Raw genomic sequence first — 16,511 nt, forward strand, 5'->3', positions numbered from 1 at the left:
GTTCTCCTTATTGTAATTATTAAAGTGCGCACGAAACACAGCCTTTTATTTCAGTGCCTGCTAATGCGGATTGTCGGATACGAATGTAATATAAGGTTTTAATTCCTTTACGCCAGGCATAGATTTGTGCTTTGTTAATATCTCTTGTTGTGGCTTCATCCGAAAAAAATAATGTCAGTGATAAGCCTTGATCGATATGTTGTGAAGCTTCTGCATAGGTATCGATAATCTTTTCTGCACCAATTTCATACGCATCTTGATAATATTGGCGATTTTCATTAGTCATAAATGGGGCTGGGTAATAAACTCGTCCAATCTTGCCTTCTTTCCTAATTTCTATTGGGGCTGCAATAGGATGGATGCTTGATGTGGAATGATTTATATAGGAAATGGATCCAGTAGGTGGTATCGCTTGTAAGTTTTGGTTGTAGATCCCATGTGTCATAATAGACTGCTTGAGTGTTTGCCAATCTTCTTGTGTAGGAATATGAATATTCGATTGACTAAACAACTGGTGGGCTTTTTGTGTTTTTGGTAGCCATTGTTGTGATACATACTTATTAAAGTATTCACCTGTTGCGTATTTTGAGTTCTCAAAACCTTTAAAGTGTTGTTTCTTTTCAATGGCTAATTGGTTTGAAGCTAATAACGCATAATAAGTGACGGTATAAAAATAGATATTAGTGAAATCTAATGCTTCTTCGGAGCCGTAATAAATACCTTCACGCGCTAAATAGCCATGTAAATTCATTTGCCCTAAACCAATCGCATGAGAAGCGAGATTACCTTTTTCAATAGAAGGAACAGACTCAATTTTCGTCATTTCAGAGACATTGCTTAATGCCCTAATTGCAGTGCTAACGGTATGTGCAAAGTTAGGAGAGTCCATTGCCATAGCAATATTCATAGAGCCTAAGTTACAACTGATATCATGACCGATATGGCGATAGCTTAAGTCTGGGTGATATTCGCTCGCGCTGTTGACTTGTAAAATTTCAGAGCAGAGATTGCTCATATTAATTCTACCCGCGATAGGATTTGCACGGTTTACCGCATCTTCAAACATGATATAAGGATAGCCTGACTCGAATTGAATTTCGGCTAATGTTTGAAAGAACTCTCTCGCTTTTATTTTCTTTTTACGTATTTGTGCATTATTTACCATCTCACTGTATTTTTCGCTAACACTGATTTCTGACATAGGTACGCCATAAACACGTTCTACATCATAAGGTGAGAATAGATACATATCTTCATTGCGTTTCGCTAATTCAAATGTGATATCTGGGATCACTACACCTAAAGAGAGGGTTTTGATCCTAACTTTTTCGTCTGCATTTTCTCTTTTGGTGTCAAGAAAATGATAAATATCAGGATGGTGAGCATGAAGATAAACAGCACCGGCACCTTGTCTTGCTCCTAATTGGTTTGCATAGGAAAACGCATCTTCAAGCATCTTCATAACCGGAACGACGCCAGAGGATTGATTTTCTATACGTTTAATGGGTGCGCCTGCTTCACGTAAATTAGTGAGTAGAAATGCGACACCACCTCCACGTTTAGAGAGCTGTAATGCGGAATTGACCGATCGGCCGATAGATTCCATATTATCTTCTATACGCAATAGAAAGCAGGAAACCAATTCACCACGCTGTTGTTTTCCACAATTTAGGAAAGTTGGTGTTGCGGGTTGGAAACGACCACTAATAATTTCATCAACGAGATGAATGGCTAGGTCGGTATTACCCTGTGCAAGAGTAAGCGCTACCATACAGACGCGATCTTCATAGCGTTCAAGGTAACGCTCTCCATCAAAGGTTTTTAAGGTGTAACTGGTATAGTATTTAAAAGCGCCTAAAAAAGATTGAAAGCGAAATTTTTTGCTATAAGCATGTTTGAATAGCTGTTTGATAAAGGCAAATTCATATTGTTCTAATACTTGCGCTTCGTAATAGTGTTGTTGTACTAAAAACTCGAGTTTTTCTTTTAGATCATGAAAAAATACCGTGTTTTGATTTACATGTTGGCGAAAAAAATGATGTGTCGCTAATTTGTCTTTATCAAACTGAATATTACCTTGCTCATCATACAGATTTAGCATGGCGTTTAAGGCATGGTAATCAAGTTGTTCTATTGGTTGTGTCATGTTAATTATCTCGTAACGCAGTGGTCTGCTAGGTTTGACCAAAACGTACTTAAACCAGTTTTTACACGTTTTACATCTTCTGGTGTGCCTAATAGCTCAAATCGATATAAAAAAGGAATTTGGCATTTTTGTGCAATGATGTTGCCAGCCAATCCATAAGCTGCACCAAAATTTGTATTTCCAGAAGCAATAACACCGCGTATTAATTGACGATTTTCAGGAATATTTAAAAACTGAATAACCGCTTTAGGAACTGCACCTTTAGTACCGCCGCCACCATAAGTAGGGCAAAGCAACACGAATGGTTGTGTTGCAAGTAATATTTCATCCTCAATAATCCTAGTCGCTTGTAAATTAAGCTTTTGCACAAAGCGATGGCAGTTTTCCGAGCGGCTTGAAAAATAGATTAACGGTGCAGTTTGCATGAAAAGCTCCTTTAGAGCGTAATCTGTCTTATTTTATCAGGGCAGAAGCCTGACCAATGTTGGTCACCATGAACAACAACGGGAACTTGGCGATATCCCATAGAAACTATTTGAGCTAAGGCTTGTGTATCTTGGGTGAGATCAACAGCAACAAACGGAATATTTTTCTGTTTTAATGCGCGTTCTGTGGCACTACATTGAACGCAATTCGGTTTGGTATAGAGGATAACAGACATAAAAATAACCCTTATAAAAATATGGATGCGTCTGTTTTCACATCCATAATGAGAAGTATTTAAATACTATATATAGAGTTATTTATTTTCAACCACACAATATATGGTGTTTTTGTGTTTTGATAATGATTATCATTAAAATTAAACAGTTAGCGCACTAATTTTATTTTTTGACCGTGTTATTGATCTATTTTTATTAGATATACAAGTAATTAGATGATTGCTTTATCAATCAAGCATGATTTACTCTTAGTGTTACAGACAAATCAATAGAGAAAATATTATGTACCAAGACTATCTCGATACACCTGTTGGCTTCCCAAAACCTTATATCTCTATTACAGCCAATGAAAAAGGGATCACCAGCCTCTATTTTGTAAATGACAAAGATGTTGCTGTGAATTCAAGCCCCGTAATTAATCAATGCATAAAACAACTAAAAGAGTATTTTGCGGGTAAACGTACCACCTTTTCTGTGCCACTGGCGCCAAAAGGAACAGAATTTCAAAGTCGAGTTTGGACATCATTACAAACGATCCCTTATGGTGAAATTTGGAGTTATAAAAAATTGGCACTTACATTAGGTTCAGTCAATTATTGCAGGGCGGTCGGAATGGCAAATTCACGAAATCCGATTTCTTTAATTATTCCTTGTCATCGTGTTATTGGTCATAACGGTAAGTTAGTCGGTTACACTGGTGGATTAGATATTAAGCGTTGGCTACTTCAATATGAAAAAGTAGAGATTGATGAATAGTTCAGATTGTAAGTATTAAGTATTGTTTCTTAAGTGAACTATGCGTTAAGTCATGGGATTTGTCTGAATATTAATCATTTGGTAGAAAAAAAATGTGAGTTTCGTGATCTAGACTGTGGACAGGGAATCATCATTTTTGTTTTACTATAGCCAACGCAAAACGCTTGCGTTTATTTTCTATTTTAAAGGTAAACTTGATGTCTAAATTAAAAGGTAACGTTAAGTGGTTTAACGAAACTAAAGGTTTTGGTTTTATCACTCCAGAAGATGGCAGCAAAGATGTATTTGTACACTTTTCCGCTATTACATCAGAAGGCTTTAAAACCCTTGCTGAAGGTCAAAAAGTAGAGTTTGAAGTTACTGACGGCGCGAAAGGGCCATCTGCTGCAAACGTTGTCGCTATCTAATTAACGACTTCTTTGAGACAGTAAAAACCCGTTATTAACGGGTTTTTATATTTTATATAGCAAACTCGTTTTTAACGGGGTTTATATTTCTAGAACTAAACCTATTATTTAATAGGCTATTATGGCTCTAATATTACATTTCACGTAATAACCAAAATGCAAATGCTGTCATTAAAAATGAACCCGCTAAGTTAGCCCCCATAGTGCTTAATGCCCATCCAATTTTCCCTTCGGTTAAGAGAGCAACCACTTCAACTGAAAAGGTTGAAAAAGTTGTCAGACCGCCACAAAAGCCTGTTGTCAGCATAATTTTCCAAATAGGATCAATATGTGGTGCTTTGCTAAACCAAGCGATACCAAAGGCAATAATAAATGCACCAATGCAGTTAGCAACAAAGGTGCCTGTGGCAAAATGAGGAAAAATAGAATTTAGGCGGTAGCTAATTAGCCAGCGTAATACGCTACCTAAGCCACCACCTATAAATACAGCAATTGCAATGTTAAGCATAAGAGATTAATTGTTATTTAACCTCAATCCCCTGAGCTTGAAGGTCGGCATGATAAGATGAGCGAACAAAAGGCCCACAAGCAGCATGGGTAAAGCCCATTGCAAGTGCTTGTTCTTTCATATATTCAAACTCGTCAGGACTGACGTAGCGTTGAACAGGAAGATGGTGACGACTTGGTTGTAAATATTGCCCTAATGTCAGCATCGTTACCCCATGTTTGCGCAGATCACGCATAACGTCAATAATTTCTTCGTTGGTTTCCCCAAGGCCTACCATCAGGCCTGATTTTGTTGGAATATCAGGGTGTGCTTGTTTAAAGCGTTCTAATAGCGTTAATGACCATTGATAGTTAGCACCAGGGCGTACTTGACGATAAACGCGAGGTACATTCTCTAAGTTATGGTTAAAGACATCTGGTGGAGTGTCTGTAAGGATCTCAAGTGCTTTATCCATACGACCACGGAAATCAGGTACTAGTGTTTCAATACGAATAGTAGGATTCTTTGCACGAATAGCGGAGATACAATCTGCAAAATGCTGAGCACCGCCATCACGCAAGTCATCACGGTCTACTGAGGTGATAACGACATAGCGTAATCCCATATCTTTAATAGTTTGTGCGAGTTTCTCTGGCTCTTGTGGATCAGGAGCATTTGGTCGGCCATGTGCTACATCACAAAATGGGCAACGGCGTGTACAGATTGCGCCCAAGATCATAAAGGTTGCTGTTCCATGATTAAAACACTCTGCGAGGTTAGGACAAGATGCCTCTTCGCATACAGAATGAAGACCATTTTTACGCATTGCCGCTTTGATGCCCTGAATTTTACTTGAATCAGCGGGCAGCTTTATTTTCATCCAATCAGGTTTGCGTAGCAGTTGTTCACGTTCTGTAGCGACCGTTTTAACAGGAATAAGTGCCATTTTATCGGCGTCGCGATATTTAACTCCGCGTTCCATCTGAATAGGTTTACTCATAATTGTGCCAGTTCCAGTTATCTAGAGTGATTAACACGATGTGACTGAGGTAATCAGGGTTTTAAAAAAAAATGACAAATGTTAAAAAAATTATAGCATTTTTATTGCTGTGGTTGGAATCCTAGTTGTGTACAAAAATGCTTAACTAATAATGGTGCTACCTGTATCGTTGTCGTATTAGGAGCAAAATCAATTAACTGTGTCATTTTCAGATCAGAATAACCACAAGGATTTATTCGTGAAAAAGGTGATAAATCCATATCGATATTGAGGGCTAAACCATGAAAGGAGCAACCTTTACGAATACGTAGCCCTAATGAACAGATTTTATCGCCTTTCACATATACGCCCGGTGCATCAGCGCGAGCATAGGCCTCTACATTAAATTCCGCTAGCGTATCAATAACGGTATTTTCAAGTGCTGTGACTAGTTGTCGAACACCAATATGGTTACGTTTTAAGTCCACTAAAACATACATGACTTGTTGACCAGGGCCATGATAAGTCACCTGACCACCACGATCAGATTGAATAACAGGAATAGTTCCTGTGTTTAATAAGTGTTCAGCTTTACCTGCTTGGCCTTGAGTAAAAACTTGTTCATGCTGAACGAGCCATATTTCATCAGGCGTGTGACTTTCCCGTTTCTCCGTAAACTGATGCATAGAATCAGAAACCGGTAAGTAGGGTTTCACACCTAATTGGCGAATAATGATTGTTTTGTCTTGCACCGTGAAAATCTTCATTTGTAGCGTAATTGTGAAGAGCAGTATAACGCCCCAGTAAATGAACTACCAGATTGAGATGTTTTTTTTCCGAAGAGGAGAGGAAAATGAACGTAATTAAGATAAGAAAAAGCGCCTGAGAGAAAGGCGCTTTTGAAAAATTCATCATTTTAAATGAAGAGGTTATAGAACCATACGAACGAGTTCAAGCTCGCCTAACTCTTTATACAGTGTTTCTACTTGATCGATATGGGTTGCATTGATCGTAATAGAAACTGAATGGTAATTGCCTTTACTGCTTGGTTTTACAGAAGGAGTATAATCACCGGGTGCGTGGCGTTGAATAACTTCAACGACTTGATCCACTAATTCTGGTTTTGCATGACCCATCACTTTATAAGTGAAAGAACATGGGAACTCTAACAGTTCATTTAATTTTGTTTTCATCATAATGTAATTCCTTAAGACAACAGACACTGTTGTTTTAATTATCTATATCTACACCTAATCTTGACAAATAAAAAGCGCATTCCTTAACAATTAAGGAATGCGATACTGGTAATTAGGGTAAATAGGGGAATGGTAAGTGTGTTTATGCCAATATTCATATATAAGTTATATGTGGTCACATTTACCTTTTTCAAGTCTTAGCCAAACCAGTGTGAGAATAATAATTTGATGTAATCGATAATGCGGCTAAAGAAGCCACCTTCTTTTACTTCATTCATCACCACGAGTGGACGTTGCTCAATAATTTGCCCATCAAGTTGGAAATTAATGGTTCCAACAACTTGGTTTTTAGTGACTGGGGCATGTAATTCTACATTATCAAGGACATAGCTTGCTTTTAAATCTTTTAATCGACCACGAGGAATAGTTAAATAAACATCTTTATCTACGCCTAATTGTACTTTATCTGTTTCACCGTACCAAATTGGTTCAGCTGCGAACTCTTTACCTACTTGTAGTGGTTTTACTGTTTCAAAAAAGCGAAAACCCCAAGTCAGCAGTTTTTTACTTTCAGCATCACGACCTTTAGATGAATGACCACCCATTACAGCTGAAATTAAGCGCATATTACCTTCAGTTGCAGAGGCAACTAAGTTATAACCTGCTGAGGAAGTGTGGCCTGTTTTAATACCATCCACATTTAAACTGCTATCCCATAACAATCCATTTCGGTTTGTTTGGCGGATATTGTTATAGGTATACTCTTTCTCTTTGTAGATGGCATATTCGTCAGGTACATCACGAATTAATGCTGCACCAATTAACGCCATATCACGAGCAGAGCTATATTGCCCAGGAGCATCAAGTCCATGAACTGTTTGAAATTGGGTGTTTTTTAAACCAAGACGTTTAACGTAATCATTCATCATGGTGACAAATGTATCTTGGCTACCGGCGACATAAGAGGCCATTGCCACACAAGCATCATTACCTGATTGCAAATTAATGCCACGGGTTAATTGTGCGACAGTAACTTGGTCGCCAGGTTTTAAAAACATTAAAGAGGAGCCACGAAAAATAGGATTGCCCGTTGCCCATGCTTCTTCACCAATTGGCACGATATCGTTATTAGTAATTTTGCCTGCACGAATAGATTGCCCAATAACATAACTGGTCATCATTTTGGTTAAACTCGCAGGATCACGACGAACATCGGCATTCATTTCAGCCAGCACTTTCCCAGAATTATAATCAATAAGAATATAAGATTCGGCTTCGATATTAGGAACAGCGGGTATCATTGTTTTTAGTGAATCATCAGCCAAGCTTTGATGCGTTACTGTCAATAAAGCAAAAGTGGCACTTAATAGGCTCGTTCTTAGTAATTTAGCTGGGAGTGTCTGTTTCATTCTGTTGTTTAATCCGAAAATTCAGGGGAAAATAGGGGCTAATAAATAAAATATCAGCAAAACCAGGCGATTCTACGCTTGAATTTGCTGATATAAAAAGGATTTTACGTCATCTTACCTTTATTGGGTAATAATAAACCCAGAGATATCTTTAACTTGTTTCAGCTTATTTTTTATTGCTTCGGCTTGATCTTTTGAGGAATAAGGGCCGAGTTGTACCTTATATAGTCCATCTGTTTTATTAATCACGCCTTGAGTACCAAATGATGACAATAAATCATTGAGCCAAAACTGAGCATTATTTTCATTACTAAGTGCGCCAACTTGCACATAAAAGCCTTGCGCTATGGAGTTTGATAGTAATACTGGAGCTGGAGCTGGAGCTGGAGCTGGAGCTGGAGCTGGAGCTGTAATTTTTGCTTCCGGTTGTGCTGGTGGCTCAATAGGCATATTAGCAGGTGTTGATGTTGTTAATGGCGTAGATGTTGTTGATTGAGCATTAAAATTAGGGCGTTCGGGTAAAGCTGTTGTTTTCTTCTCAATTTGAGCCCCATGTGTACCAATACCACTCATATGGCCATTTTGATCGACAACAATTCCTTCAATTTGCAATGGTGTTGTTGGCATTAAACGCAAACTATCAGAAACAGCGGGAGTGACTTGGATTTGTTTACCGTTGACGTAAGGGCCACGGTCATTGATCCTGACAACCATTGTGCGCCCATTGAGTAAGTTTGTGATTTTTACATAACTTGGTATGGGTAATGTAGGATGTGCGGCTGCAAATTCATAAGGATTGACACGTTCACCAATAGTCGTTAAACGACTCATAGCTAAGCTATCATAAACAATAGCTTCTCCTCGCTCACTAAAGTTTGCAGGATCAGTCACAATACGATAGATCATACCATTTTTTCGGTAATCTTGATTTGCTGTTGGGTGATAAGGCTCATAACGAGGTTCAGCACCAAGAACACGTTGAGCTGGCACATTGGGTAATGGTGCAGGCTGTTTATTTGTGTTCTGCTTATCAACAACACATCCTGAAAGTAGCAATGCACTGATACCTACCAAAACCCATTGCAGACGCATAGAAACCTCATTATAAACTTTTCGATAATAGTTTTCGGTGTGTATGAATAGACATAACAATGCCAAATCCTGCCATCAAGACAATTAGGGCAGAGCCTCCATAACTCATTAGCGGTAACGGAACACCGACAACAGGAAGAATACCACTCACCATTCCTATGTTGACAAAGACATAGACAAAGAAGATTAACATTAATCCGCCAATCATTACTCTACCAAATGTATTTTGTGCTTTCGTTGCAAGGTAAAGGCCTCGCGCAATTAAGAGTATGTAAAGAGCTAGCAGTATCAAAACACCAATTAATCCGAGTTCTTCAGCCAATACAGCAAAAATAAAGTCTGTATGGCGCTCTGGTAAGAATTCTAATTGAGATTGCGTGCCTTGTAACCATCCTTTTCCATGTAATCCGCCAGAACCAATGGCAATTTTAGATTGGATGATATGATATCCTGCGCCGAGTGGATCAGATTCAGGGTCAAGTAGCATCATTACCCTAGCTTGTTGGTAATCATGCATAAGGAAAAACCAGAGTATGGGGATAAAAGCAGCAACAAGAACTATGGCTACAGTGATAAGACGCCAACTCATTCCCGCGAGAAAAAGAACAAATAAACCCGATGCAGCGACAAGAATGGATGTTCCTAAATCTGGCTGTGCTGCGACTAATAACGTTGGTACAAAAATAAGTACCAAAGCAATAGCAGTATTACGCAACGTAGGCGGGCAGATATCTCGGTTCATAAATCGTGCTACCATTAATGGTACGGCAATTTTAGCAATTTCTGAAGGTTGGAAACGTACAATACCTAAATCTAGCCAACGTTGAGCACCTTTACTTATTTGACCAAAGACATCAACAAGAATAAGCAAAATAACGCAAAAGAAATAGAGATGTGGAGCCCAGCTTTCATAGACTCGTGGTGGAATTTGAGCCATGACTATCATGATCATAAAACCCATACCAATCTGACCTAATTTGCGCTGCATCATTTCTGGATCTTGGCCACTTGCACTCCACATAATAAATGCGCTGTATCCCAATAAAGCAATAATACAGAGCAAGAATAAAGGGTCGATATGGACTCGAGTCCAGAAGGATTTTTTCTTATTATTTTCAGTCATAATGATTATTCCTCTGAACCGCGTGGAGCAGGTGGCGAATCAGGTAACACTGTGTTGTTATCACCTAGGAGAATGTGGTCAAGAATTTGTCTTGTAATATCACCGACAGAAGGGCCAGCACCACCATTTTCTAAAATAATTGCTATAGCAACAGTCGGCTCATCATAAGGCGCAAAGGCAATCATCAGTTTGTGGTCACGAAGATGTTCAGCCAATTGGCTAGCATTGTATGTTTCATAACTAAACACCTGCGCAGTTCCTGATTTAGCTGCTACTTTATAAGGAGCATCAGCAAAACTTCGGCGACCTGTACCATTAGGGAAGTTAGCCACGCCATACATACCATGTTTTGCTAATTCCCAATAGCCAGAGTTAATATCACCAATTTGACGGGTTTCGGTATCAATATAAGGCAACATTTCATTACCAAGTTTCGTACCGTAAAGTAGGTGAGGAGTTTTAACTTGACCATCATTAATCAATGTCATTAAAGCTTTTGCCATTTGAATTGGCGTTGCGGTCCAATAACCTTGACCAATCCCTACAGGGATCGTGTCACCTTGATACCAAGGTTTTTTATAACGTTGCTGTTTCCACTCACGCGTTGGCATGATGCCATTACGCTCTTCGGATAGATCGATTCCGGTGTATTCGCCATAGCCAAATCGGCCCATCCAAGTTGATATACGATCGATTCCCATATCATAAGCAACTTGATAGAAAAATGTATCTGCAGACTCAACAATGGACTTGGTAACATTGAGTTTACCATGCCCCCAGCGTTTCCAGTCACGATAGCGTTTTTCAGAGCCAGGAAGTTGCCACCAGCCAGGATCGTGAATAGTCGTATTTGCGGTGATAACCCCTTCACTTAATGCAGCAACAGACATAAAGGGTTTAACCGTTGAAGCTGGAGGATAGAGGCCTTGTGTCGTTCGATTTATTAGTGGTCTATCAGGATTATTTAGTAATCCTTGATAATCAGTATTAGAAATACCGCCCACAAATAAGTTCGGATCATAACTTGGGTTTGATACAAGGGCTAAAATTTCACCATTGCGAGGATCAGTCACTACAACAGCAGCCCGGCTTGTGGTAAGTAATGTTTCAATATAGGTCTGTAATTCAAGATCAACGGTAAGGTAAATATCTTTACCTGCTTGTGGTGGTTGTTCATGTAATTGGCGAATAACGCGACCACGGCTATTGACTTCAACTTCTTCATAGCCCGTTGTTCCGTGTAATACAGACTCATAATAACGTTCAATACCTAATTTACCGATATCATGAGTAGCGGCGTAGTTAGGTGACAAACCTTCTTTATCAAGTCGTTCAACATCTTTATCGTTAATTTTTGCAACATAACCAATTACATGTGTTAATGCTGAACCATAAGGATAATAACGGCGTTGATAACCTTTGATTTCTAAGCCCGGATAACGATATTGATTGATAGCAAAACGCGCAACTTGCACTTGGCTAAGTGTGGTTTTTAAGGGAATAGAGCTAAATCGACGAGAGCGCTTACGTTCTTTTTCAAAAGCTGCGATATCTTCATCAGTTAAGTCAACAACCTCTCTCAAACTTTCAAGCGTTTCTTGTAAGTTTGTTACCTTTTCAGGTACGACTTCTAACTGGTAGATAGTCCGATTAAGCGCAAGAGGGATCCCTTTGCGATCATAAATAATGCCACGACTAGGTGCAATTGGGACGAGTTTAATTCGGTTATCATTTGAACGTGTTTGATAATCGTCATGGCGAGCGATTTGTAAGTGATTGAGGTTAAAAACCAAAATACCACTTAATATGATAATTACTGAAAATGCGACGATCACACGGCGGATAAATAATTTTGATTCCGCAGTATAATCTCGAAACGGGGTACGTTTTTTTCTCTTCATCCCATTTGACTTCACTTACTGACCCGCCAATTTATTGATTATTCACGATGATAAGGATGGTTTGTCGTAATACTCCATGCTCGATAAAGGCTTTCTGCAACCACGACACGAACAAGGGGGTGTGGCATTGTTAAAGGAGATAAAGACCAGCTTTGCTCAGCTGCAGCTTTACAAGCAGGTGCTAATCCTTCAGGGCCACCAATTAATAAGCTGACATTTCTACCATCAAGCTTCCATCGATCAAGTTGTTCTGCAAGTTTTGGCGTATCCCAGCGAGCGCCAGGAATATCAAGAGTGACAATACGATTCCCTTTACCCACAGTCGCTAACATTTGTTCGCCTTCTTTTTCGAGAATGCGTTTAATATCGGCATTCTTTCCGCGTTTACCTGCGGGTATCTCAATAAGTTCTAAAGGCATGTCTTTGGGAAATCGATTAAGATAATCCATAAAGCCGGTCTGTATCCAGTCCGGCATTTTTGTACCAACGGCAATGAGCTGTAATTTCAAACTCAGCTCCAGAGTTTTTCAAGTTCGTACATACGACGGCTATCTTCTTGCATTACGTGTACCATGGCTTCACCAAGATCGACGACAATCCAATCAGAAACACCTTGTCCTTCCACACCTAAAGGTTGTAATCCCGCTTCGCGGCAATCATCAACGAGATTATCTGCAACAGACATAAGATGTCTGCTTGATGTACCTGTGCAAATAATCATGTAATCCGTTACACTTGATTTTCCACGGACATCTAATGCAATGATGTCTTGAGCTTTAGAATCTTCAAGTTTATCAATAATAAATTGTTGTAATTCAGAACCTTGCAAAAGGATCACCTTTAATCTAATGAGTTAATTCAATCGAAAAATACTATACTCGTTATACATCAGTTTGCAGTATTGTTGACTAGGTTTATTTTTACTAGTTGCAGATTTTTGTCTGCTTTTAGTGACCATTTACTTGTCGTTTTACTGTACTTCGAATTATTTAGAGTATGAACGCTATTTTAAAGGAATTTATACCAATAAATCTATTTTACTCGATGAGTAATTCCAGTTAGCGATAACAAGAACATAAACCTCATTCTTTTGTTTTTCGACGTTTGATTTAGAAAAATTCATGTATGCCCATTAACTGCGTCATAATCAATAATAAAAAGAAGGCATATAAGGACTTTTCAGTTAGACGACAGTTTTACCTTACAGTTCCCTTAAGGGAACAGAGGGTGAGAATAACAGCTAAACATCGTCTGTCAATGCTCATCAAGCACCTAATTAGATGTGTTTTTACTTTGTTAGCTTCAGATTATACCGTGTAATGCTCAGACTTTTTAATTGGAGAGAAAAAGAATGGAAAGAAAAGTGAATTATCTCGGGATATCTTCAGAAATTATGAGTAACACCAATCACCAATTGCAAGAAAAGTTAGCATTGCTTTGTGACACGGTTCAGGCGGAAAAGATAAGCATTATGCAGATAGATGCTCAAAATAGAGATAATCTGTTGCCACTTTATGGTTATGTTGGAAAAAAAGGAGACAGCCTTTCCTCACCCTCGAATTTTACTTTACCTCAATTAAATATTAATCAACTTTTACAGCCTATTGTTCTTGACCATTTTCTTACCCAATTTTTCACACTGTTTGATTACCAACAACAGGTTAATCAATCATTAACTAAAGGGGCTTTAGTTAAATTTCATAGTCGATATAAATATTTAATTATGGCTTATTCACTAGTGGCTTATCGAGAATTGGGACGTGACATTGCTAATTTTTCTGATGCTATTCCCCTTGAACAAGTTGCATCGAAATATCAGGAAAAGCTAATGAAGGCATTTAGTGTTGCTGCAAATAGAGAAGGGCAAACTAATGCGTTAATGCATATGGCAGGGTATTTTAAGCGAAATCTAAGCTCACAACAAAAACAAGAGATGGCGCAGACAATTTTACAATATCGTCAAGGTATTGTGCCTTTATCTAAACCTTATGATTTACTCAAATATTGGTTAGCCATTTATCCTAATGAGTATTTGAGCCATCAACGCTATTTTTCACCTTATCCGTTCGCTTTTAATTATTTAAGAGAGCAACTTTAGCCTTAATTATTTATAGAGTTGTTGCTGGCGAATATAGTCTTCGACAGAACTTGGTAGCAAATCGTGACAATCTAATCCTGCTTTATGGCGAGCACGAATATCTGTTGCTGAAATATTATAAAGAGGCGTATCAGCCAGAAAAATTTTGCCAGAAGGTAAGCAATGAATATCTTCTTGTTGATTGGTTTGATGTTTTTTTAGCCACTTCTGCATTTGGGCTGACTCAAAATGAGTTTGATAACCCGGGCGAGCGCAAACTAACAAATGGCATACATCTAATAGCTTTTCCCATTGATGCCACGTATTAATCGAAAGTAATGAATCCTGACCAATAATAAATGCTAAAGGTTGTTTATTACCAATTTCTTGTCTGAAATCTCTTAATGTCTCAATAGTATAAGAAGGTGTTGGCTTCTCAAGCTCACGAGTATCCACTTTAAATGAAGAATATGGCTCAAGAGCAAGACGTACCATATCAAGGCGTTGCTGAGAAGATGCTTCAGGCTGTGGGCGATGAGGAGGAATATTATTGGGTAGCCACACCACTTCTTTTAAACCAATTAATCCTGAAAGTGCTTCAACAGGACGTAAATGCCCATAATGAATTGGATCAAATGTGCCACCATATAAGGCGATAGCTTGATTAATTAAAGGTGTAGGATCATTATTTTTAGGCATAATTTACAAATCCTTCTGGTAATGCTTTCCCACAAAGCAATAAGCCTAATGCGCTAAGAGATGGCCAAACAGTTTGACCATAATCTTGTTTAATAGTCATTTCAATACTGGCTAATAACCGTATTGCAGTTAGCAGTTGATGCTCAGATAAACGTTGTAATGCTGCTGTAAAAATTGGACGTCGGTTTTGCCAAATTCGATGTTTATCAAAAATAGTTTTTAACGCGGCAGTTTTAGATTCTCGGTGCAGCGTAATTAATTGCATTAACTCACGTTGTAACGTTCTGAGTAAAATAACAGGTTCGCTATCTTCTCTTTTGAGTTGTTGTAAAATATGCCATGCGCGTTGTGTCTTACCTGCAAGCAATGCATCAACCCAGTGATAAGGGGTAAAATGTGAAGCGTCATTAACAGCTGCTTCTACTCTAGGTAATGTCAATTTACCATCAGGATAAAGTAGGGAAAGACGCTCTATCGCCTGTGCTAATGCGAGCAAATTACCTTCATAGCAGTAGCAAAGTAGTTGGTTACCTTGTTCATCCAGCACTAATCCTTTTTGTTTTGCTCGACGAGAAACCCAGTTAGGCAATTTATCAAGTTCAGGTGTGAGACAAGAAACATATGTTCCATTCTGGCTTAATGTTTTAAACCATTCACTGTTTTCTTGAGCCTTGGTTAGTTTATTGCCACGTAAAATCAATAATAAATCTTGGTGTAACTCTTGAGATAACCTTGTGAGTTTCTCTGACATAGCTGCATTAGGACCACTATCAGGTAAATGAAGCAAAATAGATTGTCTTTGAGAAAAAAGGCTTAGTGATTGACAAAGGGAGTAAATTTCATTCCAGTCCGTATTATTATCAAGAGTAAATTGATAGTGTTCAATAAATCCTTGGGCTTTAGCAGCGGATTGGATGGTATCTTGAGACTCTTGGAGCAATAGAGGTTCATTGCCCCAGAGTAGATAACTTTGGCGCAGCCCCTCTTGGAGCTGCGCATTCAGTTGTTCTGGATATAAGCGGATCATTTGGCCGGAGAGATTATCTGTTTTGCTTGCTCAGCTTGTGCGGCTTTTTGGCGTTCAGCATTATGAACAACCAATAGTTTACGCACTAATATTGCTGTTGCTTGTTCACGCATTTCTTGCTTGATAATGTCATTCTCAGCATCTTTTGCTAATGCCTCTAATGGGTTATCGAAGAATGGGCGTGAAACCTGTGATGAAATAGGGTAAATCGTTCCATCTGGCATAATCACTTGCGCATCTAGCACAAATGTTAGCTGACGTTCTGCTGATTTACCGTCTTGATACACAGAAACGGTCTCTTTACTCTCTGACGAACCTACAATTTTGAGAATAGGAATATCGGCTGTTGGATTTTCAACAAGCTGAACATCACTAAGTCTGAGTTGTTGACGCATTACACGAGATAATGGGCCATAAGGGTCACCAGAGCTAAGATAAAGCGTTTTTAATTCTGCTGGAACCTGAGTTTTCCCTTGTAAATGAAAACCGCAGCCAGCGGTGATTAACACCGCTAAACCGAAAAATAGCGAAAGTAGATATCGCACTAGGC

19 protein-coding genes are annotated in these 16,511 nt (G+C 38.7%); 3 read left to right on the forward strand and 16 right to left on the reverse strand.

Features of this window, described 5'->3' with window-relative positions:
- Window positions 1-19: 19 nt before the first annotated feature.
- From nrdE to ABN256_RS16915, 3 genes are read right to left on the reverse strand one after another with little or no spacing between them, the layout of a single operon-like run.
- The gene (gene nrdE / locus ABN256_RS16905) at window positions 20-2,146 is read right to left on the reverse strand and encodes a class 1b ribonucleoside-diphosphate reductase subunit alpha (protein WP_349439799.1); all 2,127 of its coding nucleotides are present in this window, start codon (window positions 2,144-2,146) and stop codon (window positions 20-22) included.
- Between the two features lie 5 nt (window positions 2,147-2,151).
- Window positions 2,152-2,571, reverse strand: coding sequence for a class Ib ribonucleoside-diphosphate reductase assembly flavoprotein NrdI (gene nrdI / locus ABN256_RS16910; protein ID WP_072070256.1), 420 nt, complete (start codon window positions 2,569-2,571; stop codon window positions 2,152-2,154).
- Window positions 2,572-2,582: 11 nt separating this feature from the next.
- Complete coding sequence (locus tag ABN256_RS16915; RefSeq protein WP_072070255.1) at window positions 2,583-2,807, reverse strand: glutaredoxin family protein; 225 nt, start codon at window positions 2,805-2,807, stop codon at window positions 2,583-2,585.
- Between the two features lie 283 nt (window positions 2,808-3,090).
- Between ABN256_RS16915 and ABN256_RS16920 the strand changes: the two genes are divergently transcribed.
- Window positions 3,091-3,564 (forward strand): methylated-DNA--[protein]-cysteine S-methyltransferase, encoded by a 474-nt coding sequence (locus ABN256_RS16920; protein WP_349439800.1) that lies wholly within the window; start codon window positions 3,091-3,093, stop codon window positions 3,562-3,564.
- Between the two features lie 197 nt (window positions 3,565-3,761).
- A complete protein-coding gene (cspE, locus tag ABN256_RS16925; RefSeq protein WP_023581133.1) occupies window positions 3,762-3,971 on the forward strand; it encodes a transcription antiterminator/RNA stability regulator CspE in 210 nt (69 codons plus the stop codon).
- Between the two features lie 133 nt (window positions 3,972-4,104).
- Here the strand turns inward: cspE and crcB are convergent, their stop codons facing one another.
- From crcB to rsfS, 10 genes are all read right to left on the reverse strand, one after another.
- Window positions 4,105-4,479: a fluoride efflux transporter CrcB gene (gene crcB / locus ABN256_RS16930; RefSeq protein WP_072070253.1), complete on the reverse strand. Its 375-nt coding sequence runs from the start codon at window positions 4,477-4,479 to the stop codon at window positions 4,105-4,107.
- A 13-nt stretch (window positions 4,480-4,492) separates the two neighbouring features.
- On the reverse strand, window positions 4,493-5,458 hold the full coding sequence (lipA, locus tag ABN256_RS16935; RefSeq protein WP_036938585.1) for a lipoyl synthase: 966 nt from the start codon (window positions 5,456-5,458) through the stop codon (window positions 4,493-4,495).
- Between the two features lie 101 nt (window positions 5,459-5,559).
- Window positions 5,560-6,204 (reverse strand): lipoyl(octanoyl) transferase LipB, encoded by a 645-nt coding sequence (gene lipB / locus ABN256_RS16940; RefSeq protein WP_072070252.1) that lies wholly within the window; start codon window positions 6,202-6,204, stop codon window positions 5,560-5,562.
- A 162-nt stretch (window positions 6,205-6,366) separates the two neighbouring features.
- On the reverse strand, window positions 6,367-6,630 hold the full coding sequence (ybeD, locus tag ABN256_RS16945) for a DUF493 family protein YbeD (protein WP_036912266.1): 264 nt from the start codon (window positions 6,628-6,630) through the stop codon (window positions 6,367-6,369).
- A gap of 200 nt (window positions 6,631-6,830) precedes the next feature.
- A complete protein-coding gene (gene dacA, locus ABN256_RS16950) occupies window positions 6,831-8,042 on the reverse strand; it encodes a D-alanyl-D-alanine carboxypeptidase DacA (RefSeq protein ID WP_072070251.1) in 1,212 nt (403 codons plus the stop codon).
- Window positions 8,043-8,162: 120 nt separating this feature from the next.
- Window positions 8,163-9,134 carry an endolytic peptidoglycan transglycosylase RlpA gene (gene rlpA, locus ABN256_RS16955; protein WP_349439801.1) on the reverse strand — a complete coding sequence of 324 codons (972 nt, stop codon included), beginning with the start codon at window positions 9,132-9,134 and terminating at the stop codon, window positions 8,163-8,165.
- 10 nt (window positions 9,135-9,144) lie between these two features.
- Window positions 9,145-10,257 (reverse strand): peptidoglycan glycosyltransferase MrdB, encoded by a 1,113-nt coding sequence (gene mrdB / locus ABN256_RS16960; RefSeq protein ID WP_072070249.1) that lies wholly within the window; start codon window positions 10,255-10,257, stop codon window positions 9,145-9,147.
- Window positions 10,258-10,262: 5 nt separating this feature from the next.
- A complete protein-coding gene (gene mrdA, locus ABN256_RS16965; RefSeq protein ID WP_197269440.1) occupies window positions 10,263-12,158 on the reverse strand; it encodes a peptidoglycan DD-transpeptidase MrdA in 1,896 nt (631 codons plus the stop codon).
- A 38-nt stretch (window positions 12,159-12,196) separates the two neighbouring features.
- Window positions 12,197-12,667, reverse strand: a complete 471-nt coding sequence (gene rlmH, locus ABN256_RS16970) for a 23S rRNA (pseudouridine(1915)-N(3))-methyltransferase RlmH (RefSeq protein ID WP_072070247.1) — start codon at window positions 12,665-12,667, stop codon at window positions 12,197-12,199.
- Between the two features lie 2 nt (window positions 12,668-12,669).
- Window positions 12,670-12,996 carry a ribosome silencing factor gene (gene rsfS / locus ABN256_RS16975; protein WP_006537732.1) on the reverse strand — a complete coding sequence of 109 codons (327 nt, stop codon included), beginning with the start codon at window positions 12,994-12,996 and terminating at the stop codon, window positions 12,670-12,672.
- A gap of 555 nt (window positions 12,997-13,551) precedes the next feature.
- On the opposite strand from rsfS, the gene ABN256_RS16980 reads away from it, so the two are divergent.
- A complete protein-coding gene (locus tag ABN256_RS16980; RefSeq protein ID WP_231619322.1) occupies window positions 13,552-14,256 on the forward strand; it encodes a YbgA family protein in 705 nt (234 codons plus the stop codon).
- Between the two features lie 6 nt (window positions 14,257-14,262).
- Here ABN256_RS16980 and nadD read toward each other — a convergent pair whose 3' ends face one another.
- The 3 genes from nadD to lptE are packed head-to-tail and all read right to left on the reverse strand — an operon-like array spanning window position 14,263 to window position 16,506.
- Window positions 14,263-14,934, reverse strand: coding sequence for a nicotinate-nucleotide adenylyltransferase (gene nadD / locus ABN256_RS16985; protein WP_196553448.1), 672 nt, complete (start codon window positions 14,932-14,934; stop codon window positions 14,263-14,265).
- Entirely contained in the window at window positions 14,927-15,961 is a 1,035-nt protein-coding gene (gene holA / locus ABN256_RS16990) for a DNA polymerase III subunit delta (protein ID WP_340895557.1), read from the reverse strand. The genes nadD and holA overlap by 8 nt, the downstream gene beginning before the upstream one ends.
- Window positions 15,958-16,506 (reverse strand): LPS assembly lipoprotein LptE, encoded by a 549-nt coding sequence (gene lptE, locus ABN256_RS16995; RefSeq protein WP_115351368.1) that lies wholly within the window; start codon window positions 16,504-16,506, stop codon window positions 15,958-15,960. The genes holA and lptE overlap by 4 nt, the downstream gene beginning before the upstream one ends.
- Window positions 16,507-16,511: the final 5 nt, after the last annotated feature.

This window comes from Proteus sp. fly-1008 (genome assembly GCF_040140305.1).
Classification (GTDB): Bacteria; Pseudomonadota; Gammaproteobacteria; order Enterobacterales; family Enterobacteriaceae; genus Proteus; species Proteus vulgaris_B.